General features: G+C 27.0%; 22 protein-coding genes. 10 read left to right on the forward strand and 12 right to left on the reverse strand.

The features are described 5' to 3' along the window. Position 1 precedes the first annotated feature (1 nt). From ACH5BF_RS11480 to ACH5BF_RS11525, 10 genes are read right to left on the reverse strand one after another with little or no spacing between them, the layout of a single operon-like run. Positions 2–823 carry an SDR family oxidoreductase gene (locus tag ACH5BF_RS11480; RefSeq protein WP_423274375.1) on the reverse strand — a complete coding sequence of 274 codons (822 nt, stop codon included), beginning with the start codon at positions 821–823 and terminating at the stop codon, positions 2–4. Continuing rightward, complete coding sequence (locus tag ACH5BF_RS11485) at positions 792–1,451, reverse strand: class I SAM-dependent methyltransferase (RefSeq protein WP_423274376.1); 660 nt, start codon at positions 1,449–1,451, stop codon at positions 792–794. Before ACH5BF_RS11485 ends, ACH5BF_RS11480 begins: the two co-directional genes overlap by 32 nt. Before the next feature lie 12 nt (positions 1,452–1,463). After that, on the reverse strand, positions 1,464–2,537 hold the full coding sequence (locus tag ACH5BF_RS11490) for a class I SAM-dependent methyltransferase (RefSeq protein WP_423274377.1): 1,074 nt from the start codon (positions 2,535–2,537) through the stop codon (positions 1,464–1,466). After that, positions 2,530–3,333 (reverse strand): phytanoyl-CoA dioxygenase family protein, encoded by an 804-nt coding sequence (locus tag ACH5BF_RS11495; protein ID WP_423274378.1) that lies wholly within the window; start codon positions 3,331–3,333, stop codon positions 2,530–2,532. The genes ACH5BF_RS11490 and ACH5BF_RS11495 overlap by 8 nt, the downstream gene beginning before the upstream one ends. Positions 3,334–3,340: 7 nt before the next feature. After that, positions 3,341–4,330, reverse strand: a complete 990-nt coding sequence (locus ACH5BF_RS11500) for a GDP-mannose 4,6-dehydratase (protein WP_423274379.1) — start codon at positions 4,328–4,330, stop codon at positions 3,341–3,343. Then, complete coding sequence (locus ACH5BF_RS11505; protein WP_423274380.1) at positions 4,330–4,818, reverse strand: transketolase family protein; 489 nt, start codon at positions 4,816–4,818, stop codon at positions 4,330–4,332. Before ACH5BF_RS11505 ends, ACH5BF_RS11500 begins: the two co-directional genes overlap by 1 nt. After that, positions 4,811–5,608, reverse strand: a complete 798-nt coding sequence (locus tag ACH5BF_RS11510; RefSeq protein WP_423274381.1) for a transketolase — start codon at positions 5,606–5,608, stop codon at positions 4,811–4,813. The genes ACH5BF_RS11505 and ACH5BF_RS11510 overlap by 8 nt, the downstream gene beginning before the upstream one ends. Positions 5,609–5,615: 7 nt before the next feature. Next, the gene (locus ACH5BF_RS11515) at positions 5,616–6,710 is read right to left on the reverse strand and encodes a radical SAM protein (protein WP_423274382.1); all 1,095 of its coding nucleotides are present in this window, start codon (positions 6,708–6,710) and stop codon (positions 5,616–5,618) included. A 2-nt stretch (positions 6,711–6,712) separates the two neighbouring features. Then, a complete protein-coding gene (locus ACH5BF_RS11520; protein ID WP_423274383.1) occupies positions 6,713–8,161 on the reverse strand; it encodes a glycosyltransferase family protein in 1,449 nt (482 codons plus the stop codon). Next, the gene (locus ACH5BF_RS11525; protein ID WP_423274384.1) at positions 8,161–8,721 is read right to left on the reverse strand and encodes an SIS domain-containing protein; all 561 of its coding nucleotides are present in this window, start codon (positions 8,719–8,721) and stop codon (positions 8,161–8,163) included. The genes ACH5BF_RS11520 and ACH5BF_RS11525 overlap by 1 nt, the downstream gene beginning before the upstream one ends. A gap of 164 nt (positions 8,722–8,885) precedes the next feature. Here ACH5BF_RS11525 and pseB point away from each other — a divergent pair, with 164 nt between their 5' ends. Genes pseB through ACH5BF_RS11570 form a run of 9 tightly spaced genes read left to right on the forward strand, consistent with a single transcriptional unit; the run spans position 8,886 to position 17,558 of the window. Next, the gene (pseB, locus tag ACH5BF_RS11530; protein WP_423274385.1) at positions 8,886–9,878 is read left to right on the forward strand and encodes a UDP-N-acetylglucosamine 4,6-dehydratase (inverting); all 993 of its coding nucleotides are present in this window, start codon (positions 8,886–8,888) and stop codon (positions 9,876–9,878) included. 1 nt (position 9,879) lies between these two features. After that, positions 9,880–11,013 (forward strand): UDP-4-amino-4,6-dideoxy-N-acetyl-beta-L-altrosamine transaminase, encoded by a 1,134-nt coding sequence (pseC, locus tag ACH5BF_RS11535; protein ID WP_423274386.1) that lies wholly within the window; start codon positions 9,880–9,882, stop codon positions 11,011–11,013. Beyond that, entirely contained in the window at positions 11,003–11,737 is a 735-nt protein-coding gene (locus ACH5BF_RS11540; RefSeq protein WP_423274387.1) for a cytidylyltransferase domain-containing protein, read from the forward strand. The genes pseC and ACH5BF_RS11540 overlap by 11 nt, the downstream gene beginning before the upstream one ends. Then, positions 11,734–12,678, forward strand: coding sequence for a UDP-2,4-diacetamido-2,4,6-trideoxy-beta-L-altropyranose hydrolase (gene pseG / locus ACH5BF_RS11545; protein WP_423274388.1), 945 nt, complete (start codon positions 11,734–11,736; stop codon positions 12,676–12,678). Before ACH5BF_RS11540 ends, pseG begins: the two co-directional genes overlap by 4 nt. Positions 12,679–12,689: 11 nt before the next feature. Further along, positions 12,690–14,090: an NAD(P)-binding protein gene (locus tag ACH5BF_RS11550; protein ID WP_423274389.1), complete on the forward strand. Its 1,401-nt coding sequence runs from the start codon at positions 12,690–12,692 to the stop codon at positions 14,088–14,090. Next, positions 14,080–14,745, forward strand: a complete 666-nt coding sequence (locus tag ACH5BF_RS11555; RefSeq protein WP_423274390.1) for a methyltransferase domain-containing protein — start codon at positions 14,080–14,082, stop codon at positions 14,743–14,745. The genes ACH5BF_RS11550 and ACH5BF_RS11555 overlap by 11 nt, the downstream gene beginning before the upstream one ends. Further along, on the forward strand, positions 14,738–15,460 hold the full coding sequence (locus ACH5BF_RS11560) for a WbqC family protein (protein ID WP_423274391.1): 723 nt from the start codon (positions 14,738–14,740) through the stop codon (positions 15,458–15,460). The genes ACH5BF_RS11555 and ACH5BF_RS11560 overlap by 8 nt, the downstream gene beginning before the upstream one ends. Further along, the gene (gene pseI, locus ACH5BF_RS11565) at positions 15,447–16,481 is read left to right on the forward strand and encodes a pseudaminic acid synthase (RefSeq protein ID WP_423274392.1); all 1,035 of its coding nucleotides are present in this window, start codon (positions 15,447–15,449) and stop codon (positions 16,479–16,481) included. The genes ACH5BF_RS11560 and pseI overlap by 14 nt, the downstream gene beginning before the upstream one ends. 15 nt (positions 16,482–16,496) lie before the next feature. Next, positions 16,497–17,558, forward strand: coding sequence for a putative sugar O-methyltransferase (locus ACH5BF_RS11570; protein ID WP_423274393.1), 1,062 nt, complete (start codon positions 16,497–16,499; stop codon positions 17,556–17,558). Between the two features lie 2 nt (positions 17,559–17,560). On the opposite strand, the gene ACH5BF_RS11575 is transcribed toward ACH5BF_RS11570, so the two are convergent. Further along, positions 17,561–19,378, reverse strand: a complete 1,818-nt coding sequence (locus ACH5BF_RS11575) for a motility associated factor glycosyltransferase family protein (protein ID WP_423274394.1) — start codon at positions 19,376–19,378, stop codon at positions 17,561–17,563. Between the two features lie 68 nt (positions 19,379–19,446). Here ACH5BF_RS11575 and ACH5BF_RS11580 point away from each other — a divergent pair, with 68 nt between their 5' ends. Further along, on the forward strand, positions 19,447–21,510 hold the full coding sequence (locus ACH5BF_RS11580; RefSeq protein ID WP_423274395.1) for a motility associated factor glycosyltransferase family protein: 2,064 nt from the start codon (positions 19,447–19,449) through the stop codon (positions 21,508–21,510). Positions 21,511–21,531: 21 nt separating this feature from the next. Here the strand turns inward: ACH5BF_RS11580 and ACH5BF_RS11585 are convergent, their stop codons facing one another. Continuing rightward, on the reverse strand, positions 21,532–22,413 hold the full coding sequence (locus tag ACH5BF_RS11585; protein WP_423274396.1) for a flagellin N-terminal helical domain-containing protein: 882 nt from the start codon (positions 22,411–22,413) through the stop codon (positions 21,532–21,534). Positions 22,414–22,500: the final 87 nt, after the last annotated feature.

Genomic DNA, 22,500 nt, shown 5'->3' on the forward strand with positions numbered 1-22,500 from the left:
TTTATGCCCTTAATAAATTTATCCATTCTTTTAAAACTTCTTTTATATCTCTTTGTTTAAAACCATATTTTATAGCTTTTGAGTTATCAATATTGTAAAAGTTTGAAATATTATCATTTAATACAATATTGGATTTTGAGTTTAACTCTTTTTTTAAAAACTCTACTACTTCTTTTAAAGTTTTTTCTTTTTTTATTCCTAAAACAAAAGTTTCATTTTTACTTTTAAAATCATAAGTAAAAATAAAATCATAGATAGAGTTTATATCTATTATGTTAGTAAAAGTTTTATTGTAGTTAGTAATTGTTATATCTTCATTGTTTGATAGTTTTTCGTATAACTTATAAATAAAGGTATTAGTTGTATTTTTTGTAAGTATCGCTGGAAGTCTTAGAATTAAAACATTTAAACCTGACTCTTTTAATAATTCTTCTCCAAGTAGTTTTGAAAGTCCATAAATATTTGGTGTATTAGAAAAGCTAGTTTGTTCATTTACATCTTCTTGATTTATATTTCCATAAACTGACATTGTCGAGAAGAAAATAAAGTTTTTGATATTAGTCTTTTTACAATACTCTATACACTCTTTTAAATAAGAGATATTAGAGTCTAATATCTCTTGTGTATTTGATGTTTTTGCTGCTAGGTGAATAAAAATATCTTTATTATTTAAGTCATTTAAATCCAATTTCTCTACTAAAAAATCTTCTTTTTCTAGTTTATTAAAAAGAAGTTTACCAACAGAGCCATTTACCCCTGAAATAACAATTTTAGAGTTTTTATCTATCATTTTATGGAATAAACCAGTAGTAGTCACCTTCATATCCACACTCTTTAAAGAACTCTTCCCATTCTTTTGTGTGCATCATTGTAAGTGCTGTTAAATTCCATGCTTCCATTCTTTTCTTCTCTTCATCATCTCTATATGCATCAAGAGTAATAAAAGCATCTTTTTTTGTAACTCTCATAATCTCTTTTAAAGCGATTTTCATATCTTCTTTTGTTAGATTATGTAAAGTAGTAATTGAAATTACTAAATCAAAGTGATTATCAGGAAAAGGTAGTTTTCTTGCATCTCCTACTTGTAAAAACTCTTTTACTTCTTCTTTAGCGTTTTCAATAGCATAAGAAGATATATCAATACCTTGAACTTCTATTCCTGGAATTAATCTTTTCAAGTCGTAAAGCATAAAACCTTTCGCACAACCAATATCCAAAATCTTACTATTTTCATCTAGGTTGTAATACTCTTTAAAAGTTGGAACTACTGGTTCCCAAAATCTTGAATTGTATGAAAAACCACCATATCCATGGCTTCTATCACCATCAAAGAACTCTTTACCAAATTTTCTAGCTAGCTGTCTATCTTGAGGTGTTTTCTCTTCTAATCTTTTTGTTAAATCCCTTTTTGATTTAGGGTAGTTTTCCATTAAATCAATTTCTTTTCCCATTTTAAATCCTTTTTATATGTCTTGTATTGAGATAAAAGTAATATTTGGATACTTCTTTTTAATATCATTATAAATGTTTTGACTTAAAGGGAAGAAGCATACAATCTCTTTTAAATCTTTTGGATGAAATATCTCTTTATCTAAATGCGTTTTGTTCTGTTTTAGAGGGTCTTCATCTAAAAAGCCTTTGAGCTTGTTGTGTTCATTTAGAATTGAAGCATAATATGTACTTGTTGGAGCTGTTCCAAAAACATAAATCTCTTTTTCTATATTATTTAAATATGTTATAGCTTTATTTAAAAAAGAGAAATCTACTTGTTCTTCTTGTTGTGTAAAACTGCTTTTTTTATCATCATTTTTTATAATTACAGTAATTTCATTTTTTATATTAGTTTTAATAAACTCTATATTTGTAAAAACTTTTTTTAAAAGATTAAATAAAGACTTTTTAGAAAAGTGAGAATAATGGTCATAAATAAGTATATCATTTGGATTCTCAGTTATTGAGGGAACTTGAATGATAATTATTCCATCTTTATTTAATTTACTTTTTAAAACTTTTAATGCTTCTAATGGTTTTTCAATATGTTCAAAAACATGAATCAAACTTATTATATCAAAGCTTTTATCTATTTTTTTAAGGTCATCTGTATAAAATTTTTTTACATTTTCTATAGCCTCTATCTTTGATTTGTACCTAGTATTTAAATCAAAAGCATATAAATCTAAATTTAGATATTTATTACAAGATAGTAAAAAAACTCCAGTTCCTGTACCTATATCAAGTAATGATTTTTTATCTTTCATTGAAGAGATGATAGTCGATACTAAAATATCTGTTCTAAAAAATGGCTTCCCATCAATAAACTTTGTTTGGTCTTGTCCTTCTACTAAGTCATCTTTTTTATACTCTTCATATACTTTTTGAATTTGATTGTCTTTAATCTTTTGAATATGCGAGCACTCTTTACATTCATATATAAATAAAGCAGCTTTGATGATTTTATTATCAGAACTAACCGAAACACTATTTTGTGAAGAGATTATTTGATTTAATTCTCCTTGGCATATATTGCATTTAGTCATTGCAAGCCTTATAGTATTCTTGTGCATATTTACTTACAATACTTGAAGTTAAGTTTGTATAATAGCCTTCTTTTACATTGCTTGTTGAAAAACTATTTTTTACTCGAATATCAATACTCCATCTAGTTGTATTGGAGCTATTTGTTTCTTGACCATGAATAGTACCTAGTCCTAAAATCAAAACTTGTCCAAAGTTTAGGGGTATGGGATTTGCATTTATCTTAAAAGTCTCATCAATTAGTTTTGGTGCGTATAAATAACCTAATTGATTCTCCATACTTCCTTTTTTTACAGAAGCACTTTCAATTTTAGTATAGGGTAAAGTGCCTCTTTTGTGTGATTTTGCTTCAACTTGTAATGCAGAGTTTTCATCAAGATCTACAAATGTAAAAAAGTTAGATAGTTCAAAAGCTTTATTTCCATATTGACTATCTCTGTGAAAACCTATATTATCTTGAGGGCAATTAGGTCTTGCAATTCTTAGATGAGGTTTTGCTTGAATATCTAAATCTTTTCCAAAAATATTATAGTACAAATCAATATTCTCTTTTATAAGATTAAAATGAAGTTTTTCATCCCAAATTTTTTTACTAATTAAGTACTGGATTTCTAGTTTTTCTTTATCATCTTTTACAAACTTGTGAAAAGTTTCAAGAGTTATATCTTTGTTGTTTGTAATACCTTTCAGTGTTTCTAGGATGATTTCTTTAAAGTTATTTAAAAAATTAGTATTTTCTAAATTTTGAACAACATAGCCTTCGTTTATAAATTCATTTAACTCAGTATTTATTTGCATGAATTTCTCACTTTTTATGTATATAGTAATCTGGAAAATCTTTTAGAGTGTTATAGTTTGATTCTATCCATGAAATAACTTCACTTATTCCATCTTTTAGACTTTTTTGAATTGTTAAATCTAAATCATTTTTTAACTTTTCATTATTCATTAGGTATAAACTATCTTGTCCAACTCTATCTTCTACTATTTCAATGTGATTATTTATATCTACATTCATTTGATTACAAATAAGTTCAACTAAATCATAGATACTAATAGTTTTATCATCGCTTAGGTGATAAATTTCACCAGCTTTTGCTTCTTTTGCAATTTTAAGTGTAGCTGTACTTACATCATCTATGTGAATAAAACTTCTTATAGCTTTTCCTCCACCATGAAGCTGTAGCTTTTCACCTTTTTTTATCATCAAAATTGTTTTAGGAATAATTCTATATAGTTGTTGGTATGCACCATAAACATTTGAAGCTCTTGTATAGTTAATAGGAAAACCATGAGTTACAAAATAACTATATAAAATCAAATCTGCACTTGCTTTTGAAGCTGCATATGGTGATGAGGGATGAAAATTCATAGACTCTTTTATATTATTACAAGGACCATAAACTTCAGGTGTTGATACTTGAACAAATTTTTTGATAAATTTAAACTTATATATTTTGTCAAGAAGTTTTACTAGGCTAAGTGTATTTGTATTAAACCATTGTTCAGGGTTTTCCCAACTTTGAGCTACCATTCCTTGTGCTGCAAAGTTAAATATATATTCTATATTTTCTTCTTGAATTAATTTTACAATATCATCTATATTTTCATTTAAATCATATTGATAAAAATTTACATTTGAATAGCTCTCATTGTTTTTATATGCTAGTTGTGTTTTATGATACTCTTCTGACCTGCTTATAGCAAAAACTTTTGAGTCTTTTTCTTCATTTAAAATATAGTTTATAAAACTTCCAGCAGAAAAAGAGTTGCTTCCTAAAACGAGGTATTTCATTATAAAGACCTCATGTACACAGGACCATTATATTCAAACATCTTTTTTACATCTTCTTGTAAACTCTCTTTTGTTGGAGAGATAATAAGAATATTTTTTAAAATAGAAATTAATTTTATATCATCTTCATCCATACAGTGGCTTCTTCCAAGTGGAGCAAAATAGTTATTTGCTCCAACTCCTACAACTTTGATATTTAAATTATGTTCATTTACATCATATCTTAGTTGTTCAAAAGCTCTCATTGTAATAAAAGGAACTTGTGAATAAATAATTGGTTTAAGTCCAGTCATAGCCATACCTGAAGCCATTCCTACTGTTGCTTGTTCGTTAATACCTGTATTAAAAGCTCTGTTTTTATGATTATTAAAGTATGAATCAAGTACTGCAAAACCCATGTCTCCTGCAAGTAAAACCATTTTTTCATCACTTTCAAAGTAGTTGTATACTTCTTTCATTACATCTTGTTTTGAAACTAAATTACTCATCTTCTGCCTTTAACACATAACCATCTAATGTAGGACATCTATAATGATGTTTTTCTGAATGTTCTATAAAGTCAATACCTTTACCTTTTATAGTTCTTGCAAACATTATTGAAAAATTTTCATTTTGTTTATTGTAAAAACTATCAAAACATTTTGAAATCTCTTCTTCATTATGTCCATTTATATCAAAATAGTTTTCATCTATAAAAGAGCTTAAAACTTTTGATAATCTATTATTTGGAAGTGCTACATCTTCAACTCTTCCCATTGCTTGTAAGTCATTTGCATCTATTATTACTAGAAGATTATCAAGTTTAAATCTATATGCAAGCATTAAAGCCTCAAAATTACTTCCTTCTTGCATCTCTCCATCACCAATCATACAAATAACTTTATTTGGTTTATTTTGGATTTTAAAAGATTGTGCCATTCCTATTGCAAGTGGTAAACCATGACCTAATGAACCAGTAGAAGCTTCAATCATATAATCAGGGTTTTCCGTAAGACAGCCCATGATAGTCGCTTCATTAGTATTAAACTTTTCAAGTTCCCAGTTTGGTAGGAAACCTAATTCATTTAGAATAATGTAATAAGCATAAGCCCCATGACCCTTACTTAAAACAAATCTATCCCTAGATTCATCTTTTGCATCATTTTTGTTGAAATTTAAATACTTTTCAAATAAAACAGTAAGTATTTCAACTGTTGATAAAGAAGGTGCAAGGTGACCAGCACCTGTTTTACATGAAAGTTCAATAGTTTTTTGTCTAATATCTTGTGAATTTAGCATAGGTATCCTAAATAAAGTTTACATGTGGATTTGGATGTTTTAGATTCCATAAATATCTATTAACTTCATCCATTCTACAGTTTCTTCTACACATAGTTATATCTAATTCATCTTTGATAAAAGATACACCTTCTTTTCTTTTCTGACCTTCCCAAATCTCTTTGAATGTTTGAGTATTTATATTTCCATAATTAAACTTTTCATTTTGTAAATAAGCACTACAACCATATACAGAACCATCAGCCATGATATATGACCAGAAATATGGTGTTGAATAACATTTAGAATAAGGTTGTCTCTCTTCTTCAAGTTTTTTCATAGTATTTGCTCTAAACACTACTTTAAAATCACTCGTTTCAAGTGCATCTAGTTCTTTTTCTAAATCCATCATATTTTCATATGTTAAACCCTCATAGATTCTAGATTTTCCATATAAACTTTGAGTATAAGGCTTAATTACTAGATAATCAACTCCAATCTCTCTCATCTTTTTAGCTAAAGATACTGCTGTGTGTTTATTTTCAGGAAGAAGAAGCATCTGAGAACCAATTGTACAAGAGTAATTTTTCTCTTTTTTTATCTTAACAGCTCGACTTAAGTTTTCAACAACTTTATCAAAATCAGATTCTTTTGTTGTATGAATTTTTGAGTAAGTTTCTCTATCTCCTGCATTAATACTAACTTTAATCCAAGAACAATTTCTTACAAAACTTTCAGTATTCTTTTCATTAAAAGGTACAGCATTTGTAGTAAGAGAAGTATCAATACCAGCTTGTGTACAAGTATCAAGAATCTCTGGAAGAGGTTTATATAAAGTTGGTTCACCTTCTCCTGCAAACATGATACTTTTGACACCGAGTTCTCCCATCTCTTTGATTCGTTCTTTTAAAACATCTTCATCTTGTTTTATACTTTTATATCCAATATAATCTACAGAACAAAAAGTACATCTATGGTTACATGAACCTACAGGTGTAATCTCCACATAAATAGGATAAACAGATTTTTGTAAACTCCAATCATCTTTGGCTTCAAGCCATTTAGCAACCCTTGTTGGGTGATACATCATCTTGTGACTGTCTATATTGTACTGATCTGACATGTTTAGCCTTTAATTTGTTGTTCAACAGTATCAATGATTGATAATGCCATTTTTTTATAAGAGATATCTTCTGCAATTTGTGTACAGTTTTTTGGAGGAACTTTTCCTACACACTCTTTTAATTCTTCAAATGTTGAGAATGATAAAATATTATCTTCATGGTAGAAAATATCACAAACAAGTGGACAGTTATAAATAATAGGGATACAATCACATGCAGCCATTTCTATAACTCTTTGTTGGTATCTATACATAGGATGAGCAGCAATTGCATATTTCGCACTATTGTATACTTTAGCCATTTGTGGGCCATATGGAAGAAGGCCTTTATAAAATGGTGCAACTTCTGGTGTGTTAAGCCATTTATCTGTTCCATAAACTTCAATATCAATATCTTTTAAAGAACAAAGCCAAAGAATAACTCTTCTTCTTACAAAAGAAGGTATTAAAAAAGTTTTGAAATGAGAATGTGAAATACCATACTCTTTAGAGTATTTAGCTATAAGCTCTTCAGAAAGGGTATTGTTTTCAATATGAGAGTAAACATCATTAATAAACTCTTCATCTAAATCAGAACCTTCTTCAAAGTTGTAATCAGAACCTAAAAATACTATTTTATTCTCTTTTTTTACTGACTCGTCTTTAAAAAATATTTTAGGGTTTGTTGCAAAAGGTTGATGTTTTATTCTACTTTCTTCAACACCTTTTTTTACTAATAAGTCTTTGTACTCTTCAAATAGCACATATACAAAGTCTCTAGGTCTCATATTAACCTCTTTTTTCTTATCATACATAAGAGGCATAGGGTCTTGAAACCATGCGAAGTTAAAGGTTTTTTCATTTAAATGCTGATTGTCTAAGTGATTGATATTAACAACAATATGAGGATTAAACTTCCAAATATTATGAAATAAAGATAAAATATTACAATCTTCTAATTCACTTTGAATATGATAATAAACTTCATATCCTAGTTCTTCAAATGCTTCAGCAATATTTTTTGCAACATATTGCATTACTGTAGTTTCTCTACATGCAGGAATAAAAACTCTTAATTTTTCATCTTTAAAATCAAGCTGCTTTTCTTTTATCTCTTTTACATATAATTGAGATAATTTTCTTCTTTCTTCTTGTGCAGCACCTAGAATTTCTCCAAAAGCTGCATTTAATTCAGCTTGTTCAACCATAGAAAAGTCTGTATCTTCAAAGGAGATAGCTTGCGGGAATCTATTTGTTGTAGAAGAAAAGTAGTCAAATACACTTTCTAAAGGGACATGAATACAGTTAAAAGGTGCATTTTCAATAGCCTCTTCACTAGCATAATAACAAACTTGTAAAGCATCAATTACTTTAACTGATGTTTCAACTCTATTTTGTTTTGAAGCAATTTCAAGAGCTTTTTTAGGACTAAAAAAATATGTATCTAAAGGCTTTTTTTCTTCTTCGGGCATTAGTTCTCTTTTTGTAAATATGAAAATAGTATATGATTTAATATTAAGTGAATATCTTCCACTAAACCATAATCACCTTTATTTGATTCTACATGAAGTTTTATTGTAGATAACTCTTTAAGTTTTCCTCCATCAAATCCAGATAATCCAACAATTGTTGAGTTAATCTCTTTGGCATACTCTACAGCTTTGATAATGTTAGGAGAATTACCACTACATGAAATTGCAATTACTATATCTTCTGGCTGCAAGATGTCTTTTAGTTGCATATAAAAAATATTTTCATAACCTATATCGTTTGAAATAGCACTATTAATAGCGATATTATCAGCTAGAGAGATTGCATGTAGTGTTAGTTTATCTTTTCTTTTAAGGCCAATTGACAAATCATTTGCCATATGTGAAGCAGTTGAAGCACTACCTCCATTACCAATTATATAAATCTTGTTTCTACAATTCTTAATTAATTCATAAAATTTGTCAAATTCATCTAAATCTAGATTCAAAAGAAGATTATTTAATTCTTTTATGTAGTTTTTTGTAAAGTTTTTAAAGTCCATAAAATGTCCTATTTTAAATAGTATTTATTATAATCAAATGGAACTTAAACTTTTTATTTTATTACAGTAGTGGTATATTTTAATCTAATTTATAGGTATAAATAAAACTTATTGTGCTACAATATTAAGCTAAATAATATAGTAGGAATACAAGGATTACTCGAATGTTTGATGGTAAAAATATACTAATTACAGGTGGTACAGGAAGTTTTGGTAAAAAATATACAAAAACTTTATTACAGAAGTATAAGCCTAAGAAAATAATTATATACTCAAGAGACGAGTTAAAACAGTATGAAATGGCACAAGAGTTTAACGATCCTTGTATGAGATATTTTATTGGCGATGTAAGAGATGCAAATAGATTGAAAAAAGCGTTTAAAGATGTTGATTATGTAATACACGCAGCAGCACTTAAGCATGTTCCAATTGCGGAATATAATCCAATGGAATGTATTAAAACTAATATAAATGGGGCTCAAAATGTAATTGATGCTGCTTTAGACAATGGGGTTAAAAAAGTAATAGCATTATCTACAGATAAAGCTGCAAACCCAGTGAATTTATATGGAGCTACTAAACTTGCAAGTGATAAACTTTTTGTTGCTGCAAATAATTTAGTTGGTGAACAAGATATTAAATTCTCAGTTGTTAGATATGGAAATGTTTTATGTAGTAGAGGCTCTGTAATTCCATACTTTCAAAAGCTTATAGACAATGGTGAAAAAGAGTTACCTATTACTGATGAAAAAATGACAAGATTTATGATTACTCTTCAAGATGGAGTAGATTTTGTACTTAAAAACTTTGAAAGAATGCAAGGTGGAGAGATTTTCGTACCAAAAATTCCATCACTAAAAATAGTAGATTTAGCAAAATTCATAGCTCCTAATTTACCTCATAAAATTATAGGTATAAGACCAGGAGAGAAGCTTCATGAGATTATGTGTCCTGCTGATGATTCTCACTTAACTTATGAGTTTGAAGACCATTATGTAATAACTCCAACAATAAAGTTTACTAGTGATAAGAACTATGAAACAAATCTTCTTGGAGAAAAAGGTACTCATGTAAAACAAGGATTTGAGTATAACTCAGGTAACAATGACAAATGGCTTAATAAAGAAGAGTTTTTAGAGCTTTTAAAAGATATATAAAATGAATATTATTCCATATGGAAAACAAACTATAGAAGAAGATGATATAAGTGCTGTTGTAGAAGTACTTAAAAGTGACTTTTTAACAACAGGTCCAAAAGTTAAAGAGTTTGAAGATGCTTTATGTAATTATACTGGTGCAAAGTACTGTGTAGTTGTTTCAAATGCAACAGCTGCTTTACATTTATCTTCTTTAGTTTTACTAGAAGAAAACTCTAAAGTATTAACAACCCCAAACTCTTTTTTAGCAACTTCAAACTCTATTCTTTATGCTAAAGCTAAACCTATTTTCGTTGATATTCAAAAAGATGGAAATATTGACTTAGAGCTTTGTGAAGAAGAATTAAAAAAAGATTCTTTAATAAAAGCAATTTATGTTGTTCACTTCTCTGGAAACCCTGTAAATCAAGAAAAATTAAACTATTTAAGAAAAAAGTATAATATTAAAATTCTTGAAGATTGCGCACATTCAATAGGTGCAGTAAATCAAGGGATTAAAGCTGGGTCTTGTGTTAACTCTGATGTTTCAATATTCTCTTTTCATCCTGTAAAACAGTTTACCTCAGGTGAAGGTGGGGCTGTATTAACAAATAATAAAGCGATTTATGAGAAAGTATTATTATTAAGAAATCATGGAATGAATTCAAGAGGTGATATTGCACCTTGGCATTATGATATGAATGAGTTAGGTTTCAATTATAGGCTTACTGATATAGCTTGTGCTTTAGGAATATCTCAAATAAAAAAAGTTGATAGCTTTATTGAAAAAAGAAGAGTTTTAGCTAAAAGATATGATGAACTACTTAAAGATACTGAAAATATTGAACCTTTATATAGCTATACAGAAGAATCATCTTATCACTTATATGTAGTCAAAATTGATTTCTCAAAATTTGCAGTTACCAAAAAAGAGCTATTCTTAAAATTAAGAGAGAAATCTATTTTCTTACAATTTCATTATATTCCTATTAATAAACAGCCATACTATAAAAATTTGGGATATGGCAATGAAAGTACTCCTTTAATGGATGATTATTATGAAAAGGCAGTATCTTTACCTATTTATCCTAAACTTCAATTTGAAGAGCAAGATTATGTTCTAAAAACTATAATTGAGATTTTAAATGGAAGATAGAGTATTTATAATTATTCAAGCTAGAATGACAAGCACAAGATTGCCTGAAAAGGTAATGCTTCCTTTATGTAATAAAACAGTATTAGAAGTAATGCTAGATAGAATAAAAGAGTTCAAAGATAATATAATCATTGCTACTACTAATGATGGAACACAAAAACCAATAGTTGATATTTGTTCAAAATTAGATTTAAAATATTACGAGGGTGATACAAATAATGTTTTAAGCAGATTTTATGAAGCAGCTTTAAAATATAAAGCAAAAGAAAATGATATTGTTGTTAGATTAACATCTGATTGTCCTTTATTAGATAAAGACATATTAAAATCTTGTATAGATACTTTTAAAAATTCATCTATTGATTATCTAACTTGTGGAGATGAAACTGGTTTCCCAAGGGGAATAGATGTTGAAGTATTTAGATTTAAACTACTTGATGAAGCCAATAAAAATGCAACTACAGATACTCAAAAAGAGCATGTAACAGTATATATGCATACAACAATCAAAGATAAACTGAATATTTTAGAATACAAAAATAGAAATGATGATTCAAGGTTTAGAATAACTTTAGATGAAGAAGATGATTATAAGTTAATAAAACAGATATATGAAAAGTTTGATAATAAAACAGATTTTTCATATGAACAGTTAATTGATTTATTAGAGAAAAATGATGAGCTAGTGCAGATTAATAGTAAAGTAAAGCAGAAAAAAGTATGAATATTCTAATAAGGGTTAACTCATCAAGTTCTATAGGATTAGGACATCTTAGCAGATGTTTAGTTCTTGCAAACAAATATAAAAAGAAAAATAATCGAGTAATATTTGCTTGTGAAGAGTTAAAAGGAAATGCAAATAATTTAATTCTTGAAAAGGGTTTTGAATTATTAATATTAAAAAATCAGAATGTTGAAGAATTAATAGATGCTTGTAAAGTAAATAATATTGATTTAATAGTTCTTGATAGTTATGAATTTGACTATAAATATGAAAAAAGTATAAAACAGAAACTGGATATTAAACTATTATGTTTTGATGATACTTATGAGAAACACTATTGCGACATTTTATTAAATCATAATATTAGTGCAAAAAAAAGTAAGTATAAGAATAAGGTTCCAAAGTTTTGTAAATTAAAATGTGGAAGTAAATTTACTTTATTAAGAGATGAATTTACAAAGAGTAAGAAAGTAAAGTATTCAAAAACTAAAAAGTTAAATAGAGTTTTAGTAATGATTGGTGGAACAGATCACTCTTTTATAAATATAAAAATATTAGAAGCATTGTTAGAATCCAAGAGTGATTTTAAAATAGATGTTGTTACAACAACATCAAATGCAAATTTAAAAGATTTAGAGAAGTATATACAAAATAAAAAGAGTATTACTTTACATGTAAACTCTTTGGAAGTTGCAAAACTTATGAGTAAAAATGATTTTGCAATAATTACCCCAAGTGTGACTTTAAATGAAGTAATGTATATGAAGCTTCCATTTATTGCAGTAAAAACTGCGAAAAATCAGAAATTTATGTATGAGTTCTTGAGAGAAAAAAGATTACTTGTACTAAAAAAGTTTAAGAAAAGAGAGTTTAAAAATAATTTAGATTTCCTTATTAAAAATTATAAAAAAATCTATAAAAGAAGTTTAATCTTTAAATAAAAGGTGATACCATGAAAAAAGATATAGTAATAGTAGGTGGAGGAATAGCAGGTTTATTATCTGCTTCTTTATTATCTGAAAATGAGAACTTTAATATACATTTAGTAGAAAGAAGTGATAAACTTGGTGGATTATTAAAATGTTTTGATTATGGGAAAAATGGAAAATTTGATTATGGAGCTCATAATATTTTAGAAACGGGAATTGAAGAGTTAGATAATATTTTAAGGGCTTTATTACCTAAAGATGAATGGCAAGTATCATCAGCAATAAATGGTCAAAAAAGAGCATTGACTGGAATATATTTTGATGGAAAATTACAAAAGAACTCACCTTTTATAGATTTAAGACATAGAAAAAATATTGATGAATTAAGAATTGATTTTCTTAAAAACTTTGAAAAAACAAAAACAATAAAGAAGAGCACAGCTTATGCTTATGCAAAATCTTTATTTGGTAAAAAGATCACAAAAGAGGCAATTGTTCCTACATTTAAAGCTTTATATAATGTTCATCCAAAAGATATGGATTATATGGCTATGTTTTTAACACCATTTGTAAGAGTAGGACTATTTGATGAGAAGATAATGAAAGATTTATTACCTACAAAACAGCTTAGTTCAATTTTGTCGTATCCTGTACAACAAAATCTAGGTTCAGATATTTTAGGTGAAAAGAAGGCTTATTATCCTAAAAAATATGGAATATATAGAGTTATAGATGCCTTAAAAAAACGGCTTGAAGAAAAAGGTGTAAATATTTATCTTGAAGATGAGGTAAAGGATATAAAACTTGAAGGTAATAAAATCAGCGAAGTAGTTTTATCTAATAGTTCTATTAAAAATGTAGAGCATCTATTTTGGACAGCAGGACATTTGATTCTAAAAAGTTTATTAAATATAAAATTAGAAAATTTAAAATTCCAGAAGCCTCCTAAAACAGTAATAACTAATTTACTATTATCAAAAAAGCTAAAGATAGGAGATTTAAGCTATTTTTACAACTATGATAAAAAATACAAAACATTTAGAGTTGATAATTATATAAACTATTGTAGTGGAGCAAAGAGAAATGGTTTATATCCTGTAAGTATAGAAATGTTAGTTTCTCAAGAAGAGTTACAAGATGTTGAAAAAATTACAAAAACAGCTATAAAAGAATTATCAACTTTTAAAGTTTTAGCAAAAGATTGTAAAGTTAAATTTGCAAAAACTGAAATACTTGATTATGGTTTTCCTTTATTATCAAAAGATAATATTGAAACAATGGATAAAGTAAGAGATAGTATTTTAGATAAGAATCTAGAAAATCTTACTTTATTAGGTATATTGTCGAAAAAAGATTTATTTTTTGAGAGTGATATTAAAAAAGATTTATATTTAAAAGTGAAAGGATTTCTAAATGACAATTAAAGATATTAAGGGATTAAAATATCCTGACGAGTATATGATTAAGTATTTTTTTAAAGAGAGACTTTTTGAATCTAAAGGTAAAGTTTTAGAGTTTGGTTGTTCAAATGGAAATAATCTTTCTTTATTTTACCAATATGATTATGATACATATGGTGTTGATATAAATGAAATAAATATAAAAAATGCTAAATATAATTTTGAAAATATCTATGAATCAGAAGGAAGTTTCACTTTTTATAGTGATGATATGATTAGTTTTGTACAAAATAATAAAGACTTGGAAGTAGATGTTTTTATGATACCAAATGTAATCTCTTATATTTCAAAAGAGGATTTTATAAAGTTTCTTGAAATAAGTGTTGAAAATAATATCTTTAAAAAAGGTGCAAAGTTCTTTTTAAGAACAAGAACTAGAAAAGATTATAGATATGGATTAGGAAAGAAAGTAGCTGAAGATAGTTATTTAATGCAAAATAATATAACAGGAGAAGAAGGTGCAATTTGTACTTGTTATCAAGAGTATGAATTAATAGATATTTTAAGAAAATATTTAAATCTTTCAAATTTCTCAATTAATCATTTAGACAATCAAAATTGTCAAAATGGTGAGACTATTTTAAACTCAGATATTGCTATATGGGGCGACATTGAATAGTATTGCAATTATGCAACCAACTTTTAATCCTTGGTTGGGATATTTTGATTTAATTAATAAAGTAGATAAATTTATTTTTTTAGATACTGTACAATTAAATCAACAAAGTTGGCAAACAAGAAATAAATTAAAAGTTGGAAATAAAGAGTATTTAGTATCTATACCAATAGAAAAATCAAGTTCAAAATTTGATTTACTAATTAAAGATGTAAATATTAATAAAAACTTTCCTCTACTTAGAAAAAAACTTTTAAAAACAATAGTTCAAGAGTATAAAAAAGCTGAATATTTTGATGAAGTTTATCCTTTTTTAGAAGATTTATTAAATAATGAGACTAGAAGTTTATGTGACTTTAATATAAACATTATTAAACAAATTTGTAAAAAAATAGGAATTAATACACCTTTTATAAAAGCATCTTCTTTAGAGTTTATTGAAGATAAAAAAGCTATGCTAGTTTTAGGACTATGTAAACAAGTAAGAGCTGATGTTTACTATTCGCCTTTGGCAGCAAAAGAGTATTTAAATAGTGAAGAAAGTAAATTTAAAGAAGAGAATATAAGTGTAATGTATCAACACTATTTACACCCTGAATATAAACAATTAGGAAAAGATTTTATTCCTTATATTGGTATATTTGATTTGCTTTTGAATTATGGTTTTAAAAATTCACTAGAGATAATTTTGAAAGGAACAAATTATGAAAATAGCTAATTTTGATTTAAAAAAAGATGGCGTGTTTATTATCGCTGAGTTAAGTGCAAATCATAATGGTAGTTTACAAAATGCACTTGATACAATCAAAGCAGCAAAAGAAATAGGTGCAAATGCTATAAAACTGCAAACCTATACAGCAGATACTATTACTTTAAACTGTAAAAAAGATGACTTCAAAATATCTCAAGATACATTATGGGATGGAAAGTATTTATACGATTTATATCAAGAGGCTTACACTCCTTGGGAATGGCATAAACAACTTTTTGATTATGCAAAAGAACTTGGTATTATAATTTTTTCTTCACCATTTGATAAAAGTGCAGTAGATTTACTGGAGAGTTTAGATGCTCCAGCTTATAAAATAGCCTCTTTTGAAATAACAGATTATGAGTTGATTGAATATGTTGCCTCTAAAATGAAGCCAATTATTATATCAACAGGGATTGCCACAATTGATGAGGTACAAGATGCTGTAGATATTTGTAGAAGAGTAGGGAATAATGATATTGTTTTACTTAAATGTACAAGTGCATATCCTGCTCCTTTGGAAGAAGCCAATTTATTAACAATTCCTAACTTAGCTCAAACTTTTGATGTTATATCTGGGTTTTCTGATCATACAATAGGTTCAACAGCTCCGATTGTTGCTACTACTCTTGGTGCAAAAGTAATTGAAAAGCATTTTATATTAGATAAATCTATTGGTGGTCCTGATTCAGAATTTTCTATGGAAAAAGCTGAATTTGAGCAGATGATTAAAGATATTAGAAATACAGAAAAACTATTAGGTAAAGTTGATTATAGTTTGACTGAGAAAAGAAAGAAAAGTAGAACTTTTAGTAGAAGTTTATATGTTTCAAAAGATATAAAAAAAGATGAGATATTTACTGAAGAGAATATTAGAAGTGTAAGACCAGGACTTGGGTTGCATCCAAAATACCTAAATGATATTTTAGGTAAAAAAGCTAAAAAAGATTATTCATTTGGTGAAGCTTTAAAACTAAGTGATTTATAGTAAACGGGAGAAAAAATGCAAAAGAATAATATGAATTTATTAGATTTAATGTTTGAGGATATGTCTAAACAAAAAGAAGTATATAAACCAACTACATTTTGGGAAGAGGGGTCAAAAGTAATAGTAAAGGAGCTTAAAGAGCAAGGTGTTGAAAACTTTCGTTCTTTAAAAACTACAAGAGGTTTTTTTGTTCCTAATTATTCTTATGCCGAATATTATGAAAATGAGAATTTATATAATAAAACAAAAGAAGAGTTAAAAAAAGCTACGAGTGATGTAAAGTCTAATACAAGATTTGATTTTTTATTGTCTGGCAAACTTCAAGCTTTTAGTGATTATAGAGTTCTTAAAGCAAGTAATATAGAATCTTCTCCTTATACAAGTAAAGTATCAGAAAGTAATGTTGGACAGCCTTTAGAGCAATTTAACTTTGATAATAGAAACTTCTCTCGGTCATTTCTAAACTATTTGTTAGGACTAAATTTCTTAAAGAAACATGTCGATTCATCAACTATTAAAAACGTTATGGAAATAGGTGGTGGATTTGGTACTTTAGGCGAAATTTTACTTGGTGATGAAAGAAATGATATTTTTTATATAAATGCAGATATTCCTCCTGTTTCTTTTGTTTCTTCGTACTATTTAAAAGAAGTATTTGGTAAAGAAAATATTGCTGATTATGGTGATTTATATAAAGAAGAGGTTTTAGAGATTGATAAACTAAAACAGAGTTATAAAGCTGTAAATCTATGTTCTTGGCAGATTGAGAAGCTAAAAGGTAAAATTGATTTATTTGTAAACTTTATTTCCTTCCAAGAAATGGAGCCAGATGTTGTAAATAACTATTGTAAATATATTAGAGACTTAGCTCCACAATTTATATTACTTAGAAATATTCAAGAGGGTAAGAAAAAAAGAGATGAAGATACAATTTATGGTGTAGAAACACCAATCTTAGGTGATGACTATGATACTTTTTTACCTGAATATGAATTAAAAGCAAGTGATAGTGAAATCTTTGGATTTAAAACTGAAGATAATTTCCATTCTCAACTAAGACTATATGTAAGAAAATAGTCTTAGTTATAAATCTCCTCGAAGGTATTTAAAATTCTATTTATTTGTGAAAGTTGAATACTTTCATTTTCAAGGTAAAAACTATAAGGATTTGTAAGAAGAAAAAATTCATCTAATATTTGAATAACAAAAGATGTTGGGAAATTGCTTTTTAATTTCTCAAAATCTTTTTCTATATTTTTAGATGTTTTTAGTCTTTTGATTACTTTATTCTCTTTTTTTATTTCATTTATATCAATTTTTTCAAGTTCTTTTCTTGTGATAGTTTTTAATTGATTTATTAAAGACTTAATATAAGAGTCTTTATCAAACTTTTTGAAATTACTAATATTTATATCTAAAAGCTTTAAAGGTTTTGTATTATTAAAGTAAGCCCCTTTAGATAGGTTGTATATAGAAGAGCTTTTGATTAAATTCTCTTTTATTTCATTTATACTTTCAATCATATCTTTATAAAGTAAAGTAGTTTTAACACTTTCTGTGAAGTTTCCTTTTACATCTACTAAATAATTTTTATAGTTGTTCTTTTCTTCTTTTTGAATCTCTTTATTGTAATAGTATGAAGAGAAGTGTGTTTCTCCAGTTTTTTCATCAATAGCTGCATCTAATCCTAATAAATAGATCTCTTTTGCCCCAAGAGTAAGTAAAATCTTTAAACCAATATCTCCAACTGTAACTCCAGGAAGTAGCCCTGTATTTATTAAAAACTCAATAGATGTCTGAATAAAAAATACATTATTATTGTTTATTTCTTCATATATTTTTGGGTCAGTTTTAATTGAACTAATAATTAAAGAGTCTTTAAAAAACTCTTTGTTTACATCAAATTGGTTTCTAACTGTTGTTTCCCCTGCATCAATTGAGATTATAATATCGGGGTGTATTTGATGACTTTCTAAAAATTTCAAAATAGCAGCAGCTGCAACTATGATAAATCTATCTTTACACTCTTTTATAAAGTCAACATTTTTATCTAAAGAAGGTCCTGCTGCTAAAAATAAGATAGGTTTTTCTTGTAAAAAATCTTTTTTTATTGTAGTTTTTAGAATACCATTTTGGTTGTTTCTTAGGTAATAAAAACCTCTTTTTAAACTATAGATATATTCTGCAAAAGGGTATCTTATTTTATTTTCTAAAGTTAATATCTCACTTACTTTTGAAACTAAATCAAGTTCATTAGGGCTTGCAAGCTCAAATCTAATAAAGTTGTTGTAAATAGATTTATATTTTAGGAAGTTAATAATGCAGTTTTTAAGTTCTTCTTCATTTTGTGAAATACTAAAAAATATTTGACTGTTTTGAGCAATTTCTTCATAATCAGTAAGGAATAAAGATAGTCTGAAAATCTCTATATTTGGCTCTATAATTAAATAAACTTTTGAGTTTAAAACTCTATGGATATCATTTAAATGAACACCAAGCAAAGTACCTAAGAATATAAATTTATTACTTTGTTCTTTTGGTATTTCAATATTTTTTAATTGCTCTACATACTCATTTATAAATTCAGATGTTTCTACTTCTTCATCTATATCCCCATAGGATACAAGAGTTTTATTTGGATCAATTAATGAAATTATATTTTCATTGTTATAGATATTTTTAGCTCTGTATTGGGCATCATAAAAAGGGTCACAATTATATATTTTTTTATCTTGATGAACTAACTCAAAGTGGTTATCAATAAAATCAAGATGATAAGTTTCTAGAAGATTTTTTTCTAAATCTTCTATTTTTTTATAAATCTCAAAGTAGTTCTTTTTTAGAAAAATTATATTTTTTTGATAAATCTGAATTATTGTTTCTTGTAGTTCTTGCATGGTTATTATTATACCCTTATTTAATAAAATCTTAGTATAATAATTAATATTTAAAAAAGGACTAAAATATGGGTTTGTCTGCAGAAGAACAACTACAAAAAGCAATGATGGATACCTATCATTTAAATTTATTATTTTTATCTGAGTTTGATAATGAATTATTTATTAGAGTTACACATCTTGGTAATTTAATAGGTGAGGGTTCTTATAAAGAGAGATATTTTTTAGAGTTTATTGAAGAGTCTGGAGACTTCGATATTTATGATAATGAAAAAGACAAATACTTATACGATAGAAAACCAAAGAAATTTAATAATAAAGCTGTTGTACAAACTAATTTTGATTTGAAGAATAGTATTAATACTTTAAATCAAGGGTTTTATAATCATGATAATGATGGTGATTTTAGTCTAGAAGGGGATGAAGGAGTTTATTCAGTTGCTGGTAAAAAACTGATGAATGACTTATTTAAAATAAAAGAAGAATTAGATTATAAAATTGATAGAGAAAATAGAAGAATAAACAAAATTGATAAATTTATGTTTATTGGTACATTGCTTGGTAGACATATTCCTAAGATTATGAAGAAAATCAATGCTAAGACATTTTTCGTTTGTGAAAATAATTTGGAGATTTTTAGATTGTCTTTATTTGTATGTGATTATAGTGCTTTAGCTATAGAAGGTAGAAATGTGATTTTTTCTATTATGGATGATGATAATGTATTATTAGGAAAAGTACTTGATTTTTATAATATGGATGTTTATAATAACTCTGTTTTAAAATTTTATACAACTAACCATGATGTGCAAAACTATTTTGATAGAATAATCGATAGGGTATTATCAGTAAGTCCTATGTCTTTTAACTACTATATGAACTTAGATAATGTTGTTTATAACTTATCAGAGAATTTCTTTAAATATAAAACTTTATCATTAAGAGAGAACCTTGAACTAAAAGCTTTTGAGAATAAACCAGTTTTATATTTAGGTGCGGGACCTTCTCTTAATGATAATATAGAATGGGTTTGTGAAAATCAAGATAAATTTATCATTGTAACAATGGCAGCAACTTTAAATATTTTGCTAGAAAATAAAGTAAAACCAGATATTATAACTACTCTAGACCCTCAGCATTATGTAGATATTCAACTATTTAGTAATCCAGAATTAGAAGTTCTTCTAAAAGATACTATTATTTTAGCTTCTATTAATACAGCTAAAAATGTATTAGAAAAACTTTCTAACATGAGTAGATTGTATGTATATGAAGTATTAGGTTCAGTTCAGTTTGGACATAAAGCTTTAACAGGAAACTCTGTTGGTGAATTAACTTACTCTATAATTTCTAGATTTATAAATGTAAAAGAGATTTACTTGTTAGGGCTAGACTTAGCATTAAATCAAGATACAGGCTCAACTCACTCTTCTAATTATAAGTACAATAAAAAATTAGACATTGAAGATCTTAATAAGCTAGAAGTTAATGAAAACTACTCTTTTAAAGATGATGTAATCAAAATTAGAGGTAATTTTCAAAAAGAAGTTTTAACGAGTAGACAATTTTATGGTTCACTAAGATTCTATATTGGTCAAACAAAATTAAATAGTGTAGATACATATAACCTAAGTAATCATGGAGCATTTATTGAAAACACAATACCTTTAAGAAGTGCAGATGTAAACACAAATAATTTTGAAAAATTAGATAAAGAAAGTTTAAAAGAATTAATAACTGAAGATTTAGAATCTATAGTTGCTCATAATTTATCAAAAAGAGATTTAAAAAGTTTAAATATTCATATCGGTATGGTTGATGAAATTCTAGAAAAACTTAAAGAAATTGGTAACTTAAAAACTTATGATGAATTCAATATTTTTGCAAATGAGATATTTGTATATTTAATGAGTCCAGAAAATAAAATCAACTATTTAAAAGAGATTTATGTTACTTATACTTTAGCTTTCAATCCATATATATCTTATTGTATTTTAATAAAAGACAAAAAAGACAAAGTAAATATTAAAAAAGTAATTAAAGTTTGGGCTGAGATTTTAACAGAGTTATTAAATAAATATAAAGGCTATTTAGAACATATTATTGTTGAAAATGATAAAAGGATAAGTTAAACCTTTTATCATTTAATGGTTTTATTGAAGTAATCTAGTTACGTTTTGTTGCATTGCATTTGCTTGACTTAATGCATAAGTTCCTGCTTGCGCAATGATGTTTTGTTTGTTGAAGTTTGCACTTTCTTGAGCATAATCAACATCTCTAATAACAGATTCTGCATTTTTAATGTTTGTTTGTTGTGTACTTAAGTTTCTAACCGCAGACTCTAATTGGTTTTGAGTAGAACCGAAGTCAGCTCTCCATCCATTTAGTCTATCTAACGCTTTATCAACTTGAGCCATAGCATTTCTAGCACCAGTTTGTGCAATTACACTAGTAGAACCCATACTAATTACACCAGCACTAACAACACCCACTAATCCACCTAAACTAAGACCTGTAGTATTCGCTTGAACACTATTACCTGTAGAAATAGTATTAGCAGCTTTGTCACCCATTTGGAAAGTGTGAGAAGCAGCTGTAGCCCCAGTTCTAAAAGTAGTATCACCTTGTAAAAGTTGAATACCATTGTAGTTAGTTTGTTGTGCAATATTATCTAATTGGTCAAGTAATTTAGATAAGTCTTTTGCAATAGCTTGTCTACCAGCAGTAGAAGTAGTAGCAGTAGCAGCTTGAATTAATTTAGTTTTAACGATATCTAAAATATTAGATTGCTCAGCCATAGCTTTATCAGCAATTTGAGTTAAAGCAATAGCAGAATTACCATTTGAAATAGCTTGACCAGTACCACTTGCTTGAGTTCTTAATTTATCAGCAATAGATAAACCAGAAGCATCATCACTAGCTTTATTAATTCTAAGACCTGAACTTAATTTTTCTAAAGAAGTACCAAGTACTTTGTTAGTATTTGAGTTTGATTCCATAGCTTGCATAGCAGCTACATTTGTATTAATTCTCATAATAAATCCTTTTTGAGATTAAAAAGATTTACCCTGATACGGGAGCCTGAAAACCTTCTCATTTTACTGAGCATAGAGTTTTAACTC

Source organism: Arcobacter pernae (genome assembly GCF_049472135.1).
In the GTDB taxonomy this organism is placed as follows: domain Bacteria; phylum Campylobacterota; class Campylobacteria; order Campylobacterales; family Arcobacteraceae; genus Arcobacter_B.